Annotated in this window: 15 protein-coding genes; 7 read left to right on the top strand and 8 right to left on the bottom strand. The window is 71.6% G+C overall.

Annotated elements, in window-relative coordinates; translation table 11 throughout:
• Positions 1–153 precede the first annotated feature (153 nt).
• From Asera_RS13445 to Asera_RS13435, 3 genes are read left to right on the top strand one after another with little or no spacing between them, the layout of a single operon-like run.
• Complete coding sequence (locus Asera_RS13445; protein ID WP_030449546.1) at positions 154–1080, top strand: ATP-binding cassette domain-containing protein; 927 nt, start codon at positions 154–156, stop codon at positions 1078–1080.
• Positions 1077–2588 (top strand): DUF1349 domain-containing protein, encoded by a 1512-nt coding sequence (locus Asera_RS13440; RefSeq protein ID WP_030449545.1) that lies wholly within the window; start codon positions 1077–1079, stop codon positions 2586–2588. Before Asera_RS13445 ends, Asera_RS13440 begins: the two co-directional genes overlap by 4 nt.
• Positions 2585–3361, top strand: a complete 777-nt coding sequence (locus tag Asera_RS13435; protein WP_030449544.1) for an ABC transporter permease subunit — start codon at positions 2585–2587, stop codon at positions 3359–3361. Before Asera_RS13440 ends, Asera_RS13435 begins: the two co-directional genes overlap by 4 nt.
• A gap of 155 nt (positions 3362–3516) precedes the next feature.
• Here the strand turns inward: Asera_RS13435 and Asera_RS13430 are convergent, their stop codons facing one another.
• The gene (locus Asera_RS13430) at positions 3517–3903 is read right to left on the bottom strand and encodes a PPOX class F420-dependent oxidoreductase (RefSeq protein ID WP_051803015.1); all 387 of its coding nucleotides are present in this window, start codon (positions 3901–3903) and stop codon (positions 3517–3519) included.
• A 12-nt stretch (positions 3904–3915) separates the two neighbouring features.
• The gene (locus tag Asera_RS13425) at positions 3916–4797 is read right to left on the bottom strand and encodes an NADP-dependent oxidoreductase (RefSeq protein WP_030449542.1); all 882 of its coding nucleotides are present in this window, start codon (positions 4795–4797) and stop codon (positions 3916–3918) included.
• 59 nt (positions 4798–4856) lie between these two features.
• Here Asera_RS13425 and Asera_RS13420 point away from each other — a divergent pair, with 59 nt between their 5' ends.
• Complete coding sequence (locus tag Asera_RS13420; RefSeq protein WP_030449541.1) at positions 4857–5237, top strand: MerR family transcriptional regulator; 381 nt, start codon at positions 4857–4859, stop codon at positions 5235–5237.
• Positions 5238–5430: 193 nt separating this feature from the next.
• Positions 5431–6270, top strand: coding sequence for an MOSC domain-containing protein (locus Asera_RS13415; protein ID WP_035298653.1), 840 nt, complete (start codon positions 5431–5433; stop codon positions 6268–6270).
• Positions 6271–6311: 41 nt separating this feature from the next.
• On the opposite strand, the gene Asera_RS13410 is transcribed toward Asera_RS13415, so the two are convergent.
• Both Asera_RS13410 and Asera_RS13405 read right to left on the bottom strand, forming a co-directional pair.
• Positions 6312–6872 carry a dihydrofolate reductase family protein gene (locus Asera_RS13410; RefSeq protein ID WP_030449539.1) on the bottom strand — a complete coding sequence of 187 codons (561 nt, stop codon included), beginning with the start codon at positions 6870–6872 and terminating at the stop codon, positions 6312–6314.
• A 74-nt stretch (positions 6873–6946) separates the two neighbouring features.
• Entirely contained in the window at positions 6947–7879 is a 933-nt protein-coding gene (locus Asera_RS13405; protein ID WP_030449538.1) for an RNA polymerase subunit sigma-70, read from the bottom strand.
• A gap of 301 nt (positions 7880–8180) precedes the next feature.
• Between Asera_RS13405 and Asera_RS13400 the strand changes: the two genes are divergently transcribed.
• Positions 8181–8747: a DUF5994 family protein gene (locus tag Asera_RS13400; RefSeq protein WP_157035176.1), complete on the top strand. Its 567-nt coding sequence runs from the start codon at positions 8181–8183 to the stop codon at positions 8745–8747.
• Positions 8748–8917: 170 nt separating this feature from the next.
• Here Asera_RS13400 and Asera_RS13395 read toward each other — a convergent pair whose 3' ends face one another.
• Both Asera_RS13395 and Asera_RS13390 read right to left on the bottom strand, forming a co-directional pair.
• Positions 8918–9748: an ABC transporter permease gene (locus Asera_RS13395; protein WP_030449536.1), complete on the bottom strand. Its 831-nt coding sequence runs from the start codon at positions 9746–9748 to the stop codon at positions 8918–8920.
• Positions 9745–10719: a daunorubicin resistance protein DrrA family ABC transporter ATP-binding protein gene (locus Asera_RS13390; RefSeq protein ID WP_030449535.1), complete on the bottom strand. Its 975-nt coding sequence runs from the start codon at positions 10717–10719 to the stop codon at positions 9745–9747. The genes Asera_RS13395 and Asera_RS13390 overlap by 4 nt, the downstream gene beginning before the upstream one ends.
• Positions 10720–10866: 147 nt before the next feature.
• Here Asera_RS13390 and Asera_RS13385 point away from each other — a divergent pair, with 147 nt between their 5' ends.
• The gene (locus tag Asera_RS13385; protein WP_030449534.1) at positions 10867–11652 is read left to right on the top strand and encodes a helix-turn-helix domain-containing protein; all 786 of its coding nucleotides are present in this window, start codon (positions 10867–10869) and stop codon (positions 11650–11652) included.
• A 47-nt stretch (positions 11653–11699) separates the two neighbouring features.
• Here the strand turns inward: Asera_RS13385 and Asera_RS13380 are convergent, their stop codons facing one another.
• Together Asera_RS13380 and Asera_RS13375 are read right to left on the bottom strand one after the other, a co-directional pair.
• Entirely contained in the window at positions 11700–12527 is an 828-nt protein-coding gene (locus Asera_RS13380; protein ID WP_030449533.1) for a TIGR02452 family protein, read from the bottom strand.
• A 23-nt stretch (positions 12528–12550) separates the two neighbouring features.
• The gene (locus tag Asera_RS13375) at positions 12551–14020 is read right to left on the bottom strand and encodes an NF041680 family putative transposase (protein WP_030450043.1); all 1470 of its coding nucleotides are present in this window, start codon (positions 14018–14020) and stop codon (positions 12551–12553) included.
• Positions 14021–14357: the final 337 nt, after the last annotated feature.

The raw sequence follows: 14357 nt of genomic DNA, 5'->3' as shown, positions 1-14357 counted from the left end.
CGGCGGGCGGCGGGCGGCGGGCGGCGGTGCCAGCATGGCGAAGCCGGTGCGAACGCCCGGCATGACAGGGGCATAACAGCGTCGGTTCGGACCGTGTCACGGCGGGTGGTGAACCCTCGACGGGGTTCACCACCTCCACCGACGGGACACGCCATGGCCACTGCCACGATCGAAGTCAACGGACTGCGCAAACGGTACGGCCCGACGGTCGCGCTGGACGACGTGTCGTTCACCGTGGCGCCGGGCACGGTCACCGGTTTCGTCGGCCCCAACGGCGCCGGCAAGAGCACCACGATGCGCATCGTGCTGGGCCTCGACGCCGCCGATGCCGGCACCGCGCTGGTCGGTGGCCGCCCGTACCGGCAGCTGCGGACACCGCTGCGCCAGGTCGGCGCGCTGCTGGACGCCAATGCCGTGCAACCCAGCCGGTCGGCGCGCAACCACCTGCTGTGGCTGGCCCACTCGCAGGGCCTCGGCCGCAGCCGGGTGGACGCGGTGCTGAGCCAGGTGGGACTGAGTGCGGTGGCGCGGCGCCGGGCCGGCGGCTTCTCCCTGGGCATGCGGCAGCGGCTCGGCATCGCCGCGGCGCTGCTCGGTGATCCGCCGATGCTGATGCTCGACGAGCCGGTCAACGGCCTGGATCCCGAGGGCATCATCTGGATCCGGGGACTGCTGCGCTCGCTCGCCGCCGAGGGCCGCGCAGTACTCGTGTCCAGCCACCTGATGAGCGAGCTGCAGGACACCGCCGACCACCTGGTCGTCATCGGCCGCGGCCGGATCATCGCCGACGCGGGCGTCCCCGACCTGCTCGCCGCGGCCGCCCGCGGACGGGTCGTGGTCCGCAGCCGCGCGCTCGAGGCGGCCCGGACCGAGTTGGTGCGCGCCGGCGCCACCGCGACCGTCTCCGGCCCGGACACCCTCGTCGTCACCGGGCAGCCGGCCGAACGCGTGGTCGCGCTGCTGACCGCAGGCGGAGTCGCTTTCGCCGAGGTCGCCGCGTACCAGGCGAGCCTGGAGGAGGCGTACCTGGGCCTGACCGGCGACGCGGTCGAGTTCCACGCCAGGCAGGTGGCGCGATGAGGCACCTGATCCGCGCCGAGTGGACCAAGATGCGCACCGTACCGGGCTGGCCCATCGCCCTGCTGCTGGCGGTACTGGCCACGATCGGGCTCGGCGTGTTCACGGCCGCCGGTAACCACTCCTCCTGCGGCGGCGCGACCACCGTCTGCCCGCCCCCGACGACCGGCCCGGACGGTGCGGCCGTCGACGACCACTTCTACTTCGTGCACCGTTCGCTGGACGGCGACGGCAGCATCACGGTACGGCTGACCTCGATGAGCGGGCAGCGGCGACTGCCCGACGCCGTACCCGGCGTGCGGCGGGTCGACACCGGCCTGGTGCCCTGGGCCAAGGCCGGCGTCATGATCAAGGACGGGACCCGACCGGGCGCCTCGTACGCGGCGGTCATGGCCACCGGCACGCACGGCGTGCGGCTGCAGTACGACTTCACCCACGACGTGGCCGGCAGCGCGAGCCGGATCGGCCCCGGCTCGCCCCGCTGGCTGCGGCTGGTGCGCACCGGCCGGCGCATCACCGGGTACGAGTCCCCCGACGGCCACCGGTGGATCTCGGTCGGGTCCACGTCGCTGCACGGGTTGCCCGCGCGCGTCCAGATCGGGCTGTTCGCCGCCTCGCCCGGCGCGCTGCACGTGGCCCGCGCCGACCTCGGCGGCTCGATCGAGACGATCCGGTACTCCTCGACGACCGCGCGCTTCGACCACGTCGCCCTGGAAGGGGCGGCTGCCGGCGGCTGGCGGCGTACCGACGTCGGCGCCACGATCGACCCGGACGGCTCGGTGCACCACCCGGGCGCCGCCCGCGCCTCGGCCGGGAGGTACACGGTGACCGGGGTCGGTGACATCGCACCGCGGGTCGACGGGATGGCCGTCGAGAAGACTCTCAGCGGGCTGCTGGTCGCGCTGTTGATCATGATTGTGGTCGCGGCCGGGTTCGTCGCCGCCGAGTACCGCACCGGGCTGATCCGCACCACCCTGGCCACCGATCCGCGCCCGGGCCGGGTGCTTGCCGCCAAGGCGGTCGTGATCGCCGGAGCGACGTTCGCTGCCGGGCTCGCCGCCACCGCCGCGACGCTGCCGATCGGTACGCACGTGCTGCGCGACAACGGCAACACGGTGCTGCCCGTCAGCCTGCTCACCGACCTGCGCGTCGTCGTCGGTACCGGGATGCTCCTCGCGCTGATCGCGGTGCTGGTCCTGGCGCTCGCGGCTCTGTTGCGGCGCAGCAGCGGTGCGATCGCCGCCGGCGTCGCGCTCGTGCTGGTACCGCGCATCCTCGCCACCACCTCGGTGTTTCCCGACGACGTCGCGCGGTGGCTGCTGCGGCTCACCCCGGCTGCGGGATTCGCCATCCAGCAGAGCATCCCCACCTACCCGCAGGTGACCGCGCATCTGGTGCCGCAGAGCGGCTACTACCCGCTGTCGCCCTGGGCCGGGCTCGCCGTCACCGCCGGGTGGGCCGTGCTGGCGCTGGTGCTCGCCGTCGTCGCGCTGCGACGGAGGGACGCATGAGGTACGCGCTGCGCGCCGAGTACACGAAGCTGCGCACCCTGCCCGGTACCAGCTGGCTGCTGCTGGCCGTGGTGGCGCTGACCACCGCGGTCAGCGCCGCGGCCGCCGCGACCGTGTCCTGCAACTCCACCGGCTGCGGCTACGACGCACCGAAGCTGGCCCTGTCCGGCGTCCTCGCCGGGCAGGCGGTCGTCGCGCTGCTCGCCATCACCGCCGTCACCGGCGAGCACTCGACCGGTACGGTGGCCGTCACGCTCGCGGCCGTGCCACGGCGCGGCCGGGTACTCGCCGCCAAGGCGGTCGTGCTGGCCGCCCTGACCGCGGCCGCCGGTACCGTCGGCGTGCTCGGCGCCGTGCTGGTCGCGCGGCTGCTGTTGCCTGGCAACGGATTCACCCCGGCACACGGGTACCCGGCGCTGTCGCTGACCGACGCGGCGACGCTGCGCGCCGCAGCCGGCTCGGTGCTGTACCTGGTGCTGATCGCGCTGTTCAGCCTCGGCGTCGCGACCGCCGTACGCGACCCGGCCGCGAGCGTCGGCGTCGTCGGCGGCGTCGTCTACGTCCTGCAGATCGCACCGTTGCTGGTGACCGACCCGGACTGGCAGCAGGCGCTGTGGCGGCTGACCCCCACCAACGCCGGCCTCACCATCCAGGCGACCCGGCACCTGTCCCAGTACCCCCTCGGCCCATGGGCCGGGCTGGGTGTGCTCGCCGCCTGGGCCGGGGTCGCCCTCGCCCTGGGCATCCTGCTGTTCCACCGCCGCGACCCCTGACACCGGCCACGCAGCACCGTCACCATCCTGCAGGGTGGCAAGCTCAGCCCTGGGGAACATCCGGTCGAAAGATTTCCGTTTCCTCACGCTCTTTTCATCGTGGCTGAGGTCCGGCTTCGATGGTTGGAGTACCAGGATGGCCTGCACGAGGGCAGCTACCGGCCGGTCAGGAGGCGGTCAGGCCGCAGTTCGACGATCACCCGGTCCGGCGTCCATTGCGGATCGGTCGACCGTTCCGGCATGTACTTCTCGATCAGGGGCTGGGCCAGCGCGTCATGGTTGTCTTCGATGAGCTGTGCCCGGCCGTACGCGACGACGTAGAACTTCTTCTCGAAGTCGTCGATGAGCAGCGAGATGGCCGGGTCGCGCTTGAGGTTCAGGTACTTCGCCCGCGAGCGGGTGGTGCTGAACCGGAAGCTCTGGCCGTCCCAGACGAACCACACGACGGACAGCTGCGGCGGCCTGCTGGCGCGGTTGACGCCGACCACGGCGTGTCGAGCTCCGGCCAGCAGTTCCCGTACGTCCTCTTCCGACTCCGACATGGGCGTGCCTCCTCAGAACGTCAGGACGACCTTGCCGACAAGGCCGCCGGCCTCGAACACCGCGTGCGCCCGGCGCACGTCGTCGACGCGGTGATAGGCGCCGACGCGTACGCGCAGCTCGTTGGCGTCGACCATGGAGACCAGGCCGGCGAGTCCGCGGACGTCCTCGCGTACCTGGATCTTGGCGGCGCTCCGGATGTCTGCCGGCAGCGGGTCATCGGTGATCGAGAGGTACCGACCGCCGGGCATCAACGCCGGCCCCGGGTGCACGCTCGCCGTGTCGAAGACGGCGTCGTACGCTGCGGCCGGCAGGTCCGCCACCCGATCGGTGACCAGCTCAGCGCCGAGCTCACGGGCGGCCGGCACGTGCGCGAGCCGGGAGACCAGCCCGTCCACCCGGGCGCCCGACCGGCGGGCCAGCTGCACGGCCAGCGAGCCGACCCCGCCGACCGCGCCGGTCACCAGAATCCGCTCTCCGGCCACTGGTTCGAGGGCCTGGAGCGCCTGACTCGCGGTGAGCCCGGCGAGCGGCAGCGCGGCGGCCTCGACCAGGCAGAGCCGGGTCGGCGCCGCGGTCAGGATGTGCGCGGGCACGGCGAGGAGATCCGCCCAGGTGCCCAGGCCCGTCGCGAGCTGCCCGGACATCGCGATGACCCGGTCGCCGGGGGTGAACTGCGACACGGTGCTGTCTGCGACCACGCCGGCCAGATCCCAGCCCAGAGTCATCGGGAAGCCCGGGCCGCGGTCCCAGGCGCGGGTCTTCCAATCCACCGGGTTGATGCTGCTGGCGATCGTGCGGACGAGGACCTCGCCGGCGGCCGGGACTGGGACCGGCACCTCGCGCAACGTAAGGACGTCGATACCGCCATGGCGGTCGATCTGTACGGCTCGCATGAGAGGCACGGTAAAGTCTCACATTGATGTCAAGGTCAACCTTCTGCGACGGAGGCCACATGCGCATCGGCGAGCTGTCCCGCCGTACCGGAGTCAACGAGCGGCTGTTGCGGTACTACGAGGAGCAGGGCCTGCTGCAGCCGAGCCGCCTGCCCAGCGGCTACCGGAGCTACGCCGACTCCGACGTGGAGACGGTGCGCCGCATCCGGTCGCTGCTGACCGCCGGGCTGTCCACCGGTGTCATTGCGAGCGTGTTGCCGTGCATCACCAGTGATGGCGGTTTCCTGGCGCCGACCTGCCCACAGATGCGCGCCGACCTCGCCGGCGAGCATCGGCGAATCAGCGCCGCGATCGAGGAACTGCAACTGTCCCGCGAGCTGTTGGAAGCCATCATCAACGGCAAGCCCCCGGTCGCCGCCGCGGGCGAATCGCCGAGGTGATCGGCTGGACGCCCAGCGCGCGTACGGCACCACCTCGCTGGTGGTTCGCAACCGGCCGCGCCAGTACTGCTGACCGCGACCCGCGGCAGTACTGCTGACCGCGACCCGCGGCAGGGACCCGGCGGTCTGCCCGCCGGGTCGCTGCCTGCGGGCGGCGGGCATGATCGACGCGTACGCCACGACGGGAGAAGCGATGATCGGCACGGTGACGCGGATCCGCCGGTACCCGGTGAAGTCGATGCTGGGCGAGGACCTGCCCGCCGGTACGGTCGGTTCCGGCGGGCTGGCCGGTGACCGGGCCTTCGCCGTACTCGACGGCTCGGGTGCCGTCGGCAGCGCCAAGCATCCGCGGAAGTGGGGGCCGCTGCTGGCCTGCCGCGCGAGCCAGGGCGGGGACTCCCGGGTCGACGTCGTGCTCCCGGACGGGAGCGCCCACGTGGCCGGAGCGGCCGAGCTGGACCAGCGCTTGTCGGAACTGCTGGGCCGGCCCGCCCGGATGTCGGACCAGCCGCCACGACAGGCTCGGCTCGAGCGGGCGGTGCCGGACTACGACGGTGGCGCGCCCCAGTCGGCGCTGGCCGATTCGGTGCTCGACGCGACCGGCACGCGGGTCACCTCGGTGGGGATCGCGGCCGGCAGCTTCCTCGACTTCGGCGCCCTGCACGCCGTGACCACCTCGACGTTGCAGACCCTGCGCGGGCGAGCGCCGGGGCCCGACTTCGACCCGCGGCGGTTCCGGCCCAATCTGGTCATCGACACCGGATCGGTCGAGGGTTTCCCCGAAGACGAGTGGCCCGGCCGGCGGATCCGGATCGGCGAGACGGTGCTGGAGGCCATCGTGCCCACGCCGCGGTGCGTGGTGCCCACGCTGGCGCATGGCGAGTTGCCGGCGGATCCGACGCTGATGCGGGCGGTCGCCCGCGAGCACCGGATCCCGGTCCTGACGCTGGGCTCGCTGACCTGTGTCGGCGTCTACCTGAAAGTGCTGACCGCAGGCCCGGTCCGCGTCGGCGACCCGGTCACGATGCAGTGACCCGCCGGGCGGCCCGGACGGGTCGGGCCGCCGGCCACGCGTCAGTCGCGCCCCTCGGGCACCAGGACGGTCAACGTCGCCGGGCCGACCTGCTCGGCGCTGGTGAGCCGGAGCTGCCGCGCTGCGGGGAACAGCCGCCGCCCGGCGCCCAGGACCGTCGGAAACTGCAGCAACCGGTACTCGTCGACGAGGTCGTTGCCGGCCAGCTCGGCCACCACCGACTGGCTGCCGATGACCACGATGTCCCCGGCGGGCCGCGTCGTCGCGACCCACTCGGTGAGGGGCTGGTCGACCGCGCGCGAGTTCTGCCACTGCGCCTCGTCCACCGGCCGGTGGGTGACCACGGCCTTGGTGGCGGCGTTCATCGCGCGGGAGAAGGCGTCGTCCCGGGTCGGCCACAGGGTACGGAAGAGGTCCCAGGTCCGTCGGCCGAACAGCAGCGTGCCCCGGTCGAGGATGGGGCCGAGGCGGAACTTGTCGCCGGCCACGCCCTGCGGGCCGTGGCGCATCGCCCAACCCCCGTACGGGGTGCCGTCGCTGCCGTCGGGGTCCTCCACCACTCCGTCGAGGGTGGTGAACGAAACGATGATCAGTCGCCCCATGATCGGGTCTCCTGTCGTAGGTGTGTGGTGTGGTCACCGCTACCTACGAGCGGGCGGTCCCGAACTCATCGCTGCTACTCGAAAAGGCCGAACAGGCGTGGATCCTGGTAGACCAGCACGTGGTCGAGCAGCCCGTTCGGCCCGGCCGTGAACAGCTGGACGGTGTGCGGACGCGGGCCCTCGTCGCCGACCAGGTACGCGAGCAGCCCGGGCTGATGGTTGGCCGACACCGGCCGCGTCTCCCATCGGCGGCCGCGCCAGCCGAACAGGTGCTCCATGAACGCCCGGTACGGCTCCCGGCCCCGCGACCACTGCGGCACCGGCGGCATCTCCAGGACCACATCGGCGGCCACCAGCTTCTCCAGCGCCGCGGCATCCCCCGCCGCCAGGGCCTGCGCGTACTGCTCGACCCGCGACCGCTCGACCGGCCGCGGGCTCGGCTGGCCGTCGAGTCCCGACTGCGCGAGCCGGGCCCGGGCGCGTTGCAGCGCGGAGTTCACCGCGGGTACCGACAGATCGAGCGCCGCGGCGGCGTCCGCGGCCGGGTAGCCCAGAACCTCGCGCAGTACGAAGGCGGCCCGCTGTTGTGCGGGCATGGTCTGCAGCAGGGCGGTCACCGCGAGCCGTACCTCGCTTCCGCGGACCACCGCATCGGCCGTGTCGTCGTCGCCCAGCCAGCTCGAGGGTGCCGGCTGCAGCCACGGCACATCGAACCGCGGTACCAGCGGGGCACCCACCTCCAGGTCGGGGCTGCCCAGATCGCGCGGCAACGTACGCCGGGCGGCACCGCGCAGCCGGTCCACGCAGACGTTGCGCGCGATGCGGAACACCCAGCCGGCGGGCGTCCCCCGGGCCGGGTCGAAACCGTCCCGGGCCCGCCACGCCCGCTCACCGACGTCCTGCACCGCATCGTCGGCATCGAACGGTGAACCGAGCATCTGGTAGCAGAACGCCCACAGGTCACGGCGACGTTCGCTCAGGAACCCCTCCAGGTCCTCCGCGTCCATCGCTCCAGTATCCGCACCCGCCCAGTGGCTCCCCGACAGCCGCACTCCGGGTCGCGTAGTTGACCGACGCCGTGGCGCCGGGAGCTCGTTGAGCCGCCGCTCCACCCGCGCGGCGCACGCCATCCCCGCCGCCGCGCCCGAATCCGGCTCGCCGAGCGGGAAGAACGCACATTCGACGCCTGACACCCGCGGTGGTGCCAGGAGTACTGTTCGAGAAGTCGTCCCAGACCCCGGTGGCACGCTTGGTCGAACCGGCACCGGGGACGATGAGAACCGATCGTCGTGGTCGCGGCGATATGCCGTGTCGCGTGACTATTCCCTTCTCCATTGCCGGCGCGTCGGCGACGTCGCGCCGCAACCGGTGAGCCCGATCCGACGCGATGTGCGGGACGGCGCCGTCGACCTGCGGCGTCGGCGCGAGAGGGGGATTGTTGCCATGTTCAGTGACTCGAGGCGCCAGCCCGAGCCGATCGACGGCCATGGTCCGGAGCTTCGGCTGGCGCTGGCCGATCGGCCGTCCGGCGGCTCCATCGACGGCGCGTGGTGGCCGTACTCCCGGGATCTCGGGGTCGAGCTGCCTCCGTTGCTCGCCGGGCTGCGCAGGGCCTCCGGCCTCGGCGGGGCAAGCTGGGTCTCTGCCGGCCGCTCCGGTTGGGACCGATCCCCGATGCGGATCCGCATCGATGGCGTGTGGGTGCGGATGCGGCTGCTCGGCATGCTCGATGGCCAGCTGTTGACCGTCAACTTCCTCGATGGTGACCGCATCAGGCTGTTGGTCGTCCCGACGGATGCCCCGGACGACACGGCCGCCGCGGCGTTGGCGGCGGGCGCGACGGGCAGGATGGCCATCGACCGCCAGCGAGACTGACCACGCCGGCGCCACGCGGCGCGGCCACCGGACAGATCCGTTCGGCCGGCGGATGTGGCCCCGACAGCCACGTGTTGGACCGCCGAGGCGGCCCCAGGCTACCCAGCCGCACCGGGTCGAAACGTGCACCGGCGGAACCGGTTCGGCACCGAGACGATGGGCGCCGGGTCTCAGGTGCGACGGCGGTAGGCGACGACCGCCAGCGGGGCGAACACGGCGACGAGGCCGATCGACCACAGCAGCGATTCGACGGCCGGTACGGCGGTGTCACCACCGATGAGCAGGCCGCGGGAGGCCGCCATGGTGTGTTCGATCGGGTTGATCCGTGCCCAGGCCTGGAGCCAGCCGGGCAGGGTGTCGACGGGTGCCACCATGTCGGTGCCGAAGGCGAGGGGGAAGATGCTCAGCGACACGATCGTCTGCACCAGCGTCGTCTCCCTGATGACCATCGCCAGCAGCACCCACACCCAGCTGAGCGCCATGCCGAACGCGATGGTGACACCGGCCGCCGCCAGCGCCGCCAGCGGGCTGGTCTGGACCCGGAAGCCCATCAGGAACCCCACCACGAACACCGTCGCGACAGTCACCAGGTAGCGCACGACATCCGCCAGCACGGAGCCGATCAGCGGCGCCGACCGACCGATGGGCAGGCTCCGGAAGCGATCGAAGATCCCCTTCTTGATGTCGATGGACAGGTTGACGCCGGTGGCGATCATCCCCGCCATGATCGCCGCCAGTACGAGGATCGCCGGCAGCGTGCGCTGCAGGTACGCGTGCGTGGAGCCACCGACGGCGCCGCCGAACAGGTAGACGAACACCACCAGGAAGAGCACCGGCGCGAGGACCGCATCCCCGATGCTGACGGGGTTTCGCCTGACCTTGGCAAGATTGCGTCGCGCGAGCGCCAGGCTGTGGAACAGCAGCGCGCCCCGCCGGGCCGGAAACGTCCGCACACCCACGCCCGCGGGCGCCGTCGTCGTGGGGGTCGCCGTGTCGTTCACGCCGCATCCTCCTTGCCGGTACCGGATTCGTCCTGCTGTTCGGTGCTGTGGCCAGTGAGCGCGAGGAACACCTCGTCCAGGCTCGGCAGCCGCATCGCCAACTCGGCCACACCGATGCCCGCGGTCTGCAACCGACGTACCGTTTCGTCGAGGGCCGCCTCGCCACCGACCTGCACGGTCGCCACGTCACGCCGCGGTGTCTCGGCCGGGTGGCCGGCGACCGCACCGAGGATGGTGATCACCTCTCCCAGGCGGGCCGGGTCGGTGGGACGCACCTCGATCGTGTGCCCGCCGACCAGAGCCTTCAGCTGCGCGGCGGTACCGTGCGCGATCACCCGCCCGTGATCGATGACCACGATGTCGTCGGCCAGCGCATCGGCCTCCTCCAGGTACTGGGTGGTGAGCAGGACCGCCCCGCCGTCGCGGGTCATGGCCCGGATCATGCGCCACACGTCACCGCGCTTGCCGGGATCCAGGCCGGTGGTCGGCTCGTCGAGGTACACCACGGCCGGGTTGCCGATCATGCTGGCGGCCAGGTCGAGCCGGCGCCGCATCCCGCCGGAGAACGTCGCCACCTTCCGGCCCGCGACCTCGCCGAGCCCGTACCGGTCCAGCAGCTGCCGGGCCCGGGACCGGGCTTCGCGCCGACGCAGGTTGAGCAGCTGACCGATGAGTACGAGGTTCTCCAGCGCGGTGAGGTCCTCGTCCACCGACGCGTACTGCCCGGTCAGGCCGATCAGCTCGCGCACCCGCGGCGCGTCGCGTACGACGTCGTGCCCGGCGACGCTCGCCCGCCCCTCGTCGGGCTGCAGCAACGTCGCCAGGATGCGTACCGCGGTGGTCTTGCCCGCACCGTTGGGGCCCAGCACGCCGAGCACCGAGCCCGGTGCGGCGGCAAGGTCGATCCCGGCCAGGGCGGTCGTTCGGCCGAATCGCTTCACCAGGCCCTCGGCTTCGAACACGTGATCCACGACGATCCCTTCACTGGTCCGTACCGCTGACGCCAGACGGCAGTCATCACACGGCGAACGGGATCCAGAGGATCACCAACGGCTGCGTCGTGTCGATTACCTGCGAGGTAGTTGTCCGGAGCCCGACCCGCACGGCAACCTGGTGCCATGACAGTCACGCCGCAACCGGTCGGGCAGCTGGTTCGCCGATGGCGCGAGCACCGGCGCCGGTCGCAACTGGACGTCTCGACGGCGGCCGGCCTGTCGGCCCGGCACCTGAGCTTCATCGAGACCGGGCGCGCGAATCCCAGCCGCGACATGATCGAACGGCTCTGCGACGAGTTCGACGTGCCGCTGCGGGAACGCAACAGCTTCTACCTCGCCGCCGGATACGCACCGCCGTACGCCGAACGACCGCTTGCCGACCTCGGCATCGCCCGTACCGCCATCGAGGCCGTGCTGCGCGGCCACGAGCCGAATCCGGCCATGGCGATCAACGTGCGCTGGGATCTGCTGGCCGCCAACCAGCCGATGCAACGGCTGCTCGACCGGCTCGCCCCCGCGCTGCCGCAGCAACCGGTCAACGTGCTGCGCGCGATGCTGCATCCCGACGGATTGGCCAAGCAGGTACGCAACTATGCCCAGTGGCGGGCCGACACGCTCCGGCGGGTGCGCCGGCAGCTGGACCGCACCGGCGCCGAGGGCCTGGCCGAACTGCTCGACGAGCTCCAGTCCTACCCGGCGCCGTCGACGCCGTACCAGACCGACGCCGGCACCATCGCCCGCAACGACCTCGTCACCCCGGTCGTACTGGCTACCGACCAGGGTGACCTCTCGCTGCATCACGCCCTGACCGTCTTCGGCGCCGCGCGCGACGTCACCCTCGACGAGATCGCGATCGAGACGTTCTTCCCCGCCGACGAGCAGAGCGCCACGTTGCTGCGCTCCTGGTGAAACCAATGAGCTCCTGGTGAAGCAGCGGCGATCCGTACGCGAGGCTGCTATGCCGCGGGCCCGAAGCGAGCGGCGAACGCGGCCCGGTTGGCGGAGTCGGCGGACCGGTCCCAGATCGCGAAGACCACGCGTTCGAACGCACCCGCGAAGGCGCCGGTCAGCGCGGCGTGGAACGCGTCGGCGACCTGGTTCGGATCGTTGCGGAACACGCCGCAGCCCCAGGCACCGAGTACCAGCTGGCGGGCGCCGTGGTGCGCGGCCACCGCCAGTACCCGGGCCGCGCGCCGCCGCAGGATCTGCGGGATCTCCTGTCCGGCAGCGGGATCCCGGCGCAGCAGCTCTCCGGCGTTGGGCGCCGGCGAGGTCAGGAACGACACCGGGTACGGCCTTTCCAGCAGCCGGCCGTCGTCGCCACGAACCACCGGTACCTCCGGCGACCAGATGACCCGGTCGCTGTAGCGCAGGTCGGACGAGGCACGGTGTGCGGCGTAGTAGTCCGGTGCCGCCAGCAGGCAGGGATACAGCAGGGCGTGCCGGCACAGGTCCTCTTCCTGGGCCTTGGCGCCGCCGAGGTAGCCGCCGCCCGGGTTGCGGGCCGAGGCGAAGTTCAACACGGCGATCGCCGTGGTGCCGCCGCGATGCAGCCGGCCGGCGGCCTGCAAGCTGCCCTCCCCGGTCACCTCGAACGACACCGGATGACCGGGTGCCGGTCGCGGTGGTGCGATCGTCTCGTCGGGCGGATGGCTCACGGTGCCCGCCATCGCCGCGGCCAGCGCCGGCCGCACGTCCACCGTCGTACCGGCATCGGTCGTGTACCGGCCGTCGGCGACGATCTGCTCGTTCGCCGCCGCGACGGCGCGCAGCCTGCCACTCACGCGCACCGATGCTAGCTTGAGTTTTAACCTGTTCGTCGGGGTCGTGGCGTGGCCGACGGCTTCTTAGGTTTGTGGCGATGCGGTTTGGGTCGGTCCGGTCTGGACGCCGTGTGCACGTCATGGCGGGCGGCTGGCCGTTGGTTGGGGTGCCCGGCTGGGCGTCCTGGCCCGGGCCGGCAGAGTTTCGGCGCAGCCGCTAGAGGAGGCAGCCGCGGGTGCAGGTATCGAAACCCTCGCCGGAGGCGTGCCGGGGTCACCCGCTGTGGCGGGAGGGGTTTCTCCCACGGCCGACGCAGGTCCGCCGCGACGTTTCGTGCGAGGCGTAGTTGGGTGTAGGCGGCCAGCACCAGCCATGTCCAGCGTTCGGCCGCGGCCGGGTCGCGTAGTTTCGGGCAGGTCCAGCCCAGGGTCTGTTTGAGCATGCGGAAGGTGTGCTCGATGTCGAAGCGGCGCAGGAACGCCTGCCATGCCAGGTCGACCTGCCCAGGGTCCAGGTCGGTGGCCGAATGCCACAGCCACACCGGTTTCGGGATCGCGCCCGAGGGCAGCCTCTCGACGTCGAGGCGGATGACGGTGCCTTCCAGCACCGGCAGATCGCCGGTATGCGCGGCCCAGGCGGTGCGGTGCGTCAACCGCGGATGCAGACGGTCCCAAGCACGGATACGCGCCGGCCCGTAATGCCTGGTGTCGGTGGAGATCTGGACATCGGGCTCGCCCCAGGTTGCCGTCTGGCCGAACACGAACTCGCTGCCGTGCCGGCACGGCCGGCCCACCGTATGCCGACGATCAGACAGAGCCGCTCGGCGTAGGACCCGGTCGGAACGCATCCGCACCAGCACCCGCACCGGCAGATCGGCCAGCACGAACGACAGGCGGGGACCGTCGTAGCCGGCGTCGGCCACGATCAGGATCTCCGGATCACCGGCATCCCAATGCCCTGCCTCGATCAGGCCGGTCACGACCCGCCGTAGCTGGTAAGCGGTCACGGCCGCCGCGTCCTCACCCGGAGCCAACCGGACCGCGTCCAACGGCGCGGTCCATGACGACCGTCCGGTCTCCAACGCCACCACCACCGACCACGGCCAGCCCGGCACCCCGATGTGCTGATCCTTGCCACGACCGTAGGTATGACACATCATCCGGCCGGGACTGGTATGTGCCTCGGGCCGCAACCAACACGTCACGTCCACCGCCAGCACGATCCGCCCATCACCCGCCCGCGGCAACGTGCACCCCAACATCGCTTGCCGCAACCGATCGGAGTCGATACGGCCAGCCGCCAGCGCGCCATACAGACCACCGTGACCACGGCGGTGGACTCCGGCCAGCGACAACTCCGGCAACGACCGCACCGGCCCATCGACACACAACAAGGCGTCACACGCCTCGAACAGGCCATCGGCCCGGGACGTCAAACACGCATAAAAGTCCCGCCGGAACCGGCTCAACTGCCCGCCGACGACCCGACGATATGGTTGAGGCACACTGATCACCGCAGCCCTTGCTGTTGATCTTCCTACTGTCGCAAGAGGAATGATCAACCAAGGGCTGCTTCCATGATCAACCAGGGTGCCCCACACCGCCCACCAAGGTTAAAACTCAAGCTAGGGTCTGTTTCGCAAGTCCCGCGTGCCGGCTGCGGCGGCCCCGTTTGCCCGCTCGCGGCGTTGTCGGACAGCCCGTGGGCAAGCCCGGCACACGAACTGCCCTCCGCCTTGCGAGCAGACAAACGGGACTCGCCTCGCTCGGCCGGGGGCTCCGAAACAGACCCTAGAGCGTGTCGCCCAAGCCGCCCAACGGTTATCGCCGGCGACACCGACCGGGCGACTC

This window comes from Actinocatenispora sera (assembly GCF_018324685.1).
Taxonomy (GTDB): domain Bacteria; phylum Actinomycetota; class Actinomycetes; order Mycobacteriales; family Micromonosporaceae; genus Actinocatenispora; species Actinocatenispora sera.
This window is presented reverse-complemented; position numbering and strand designations above follow the sequence as displayed.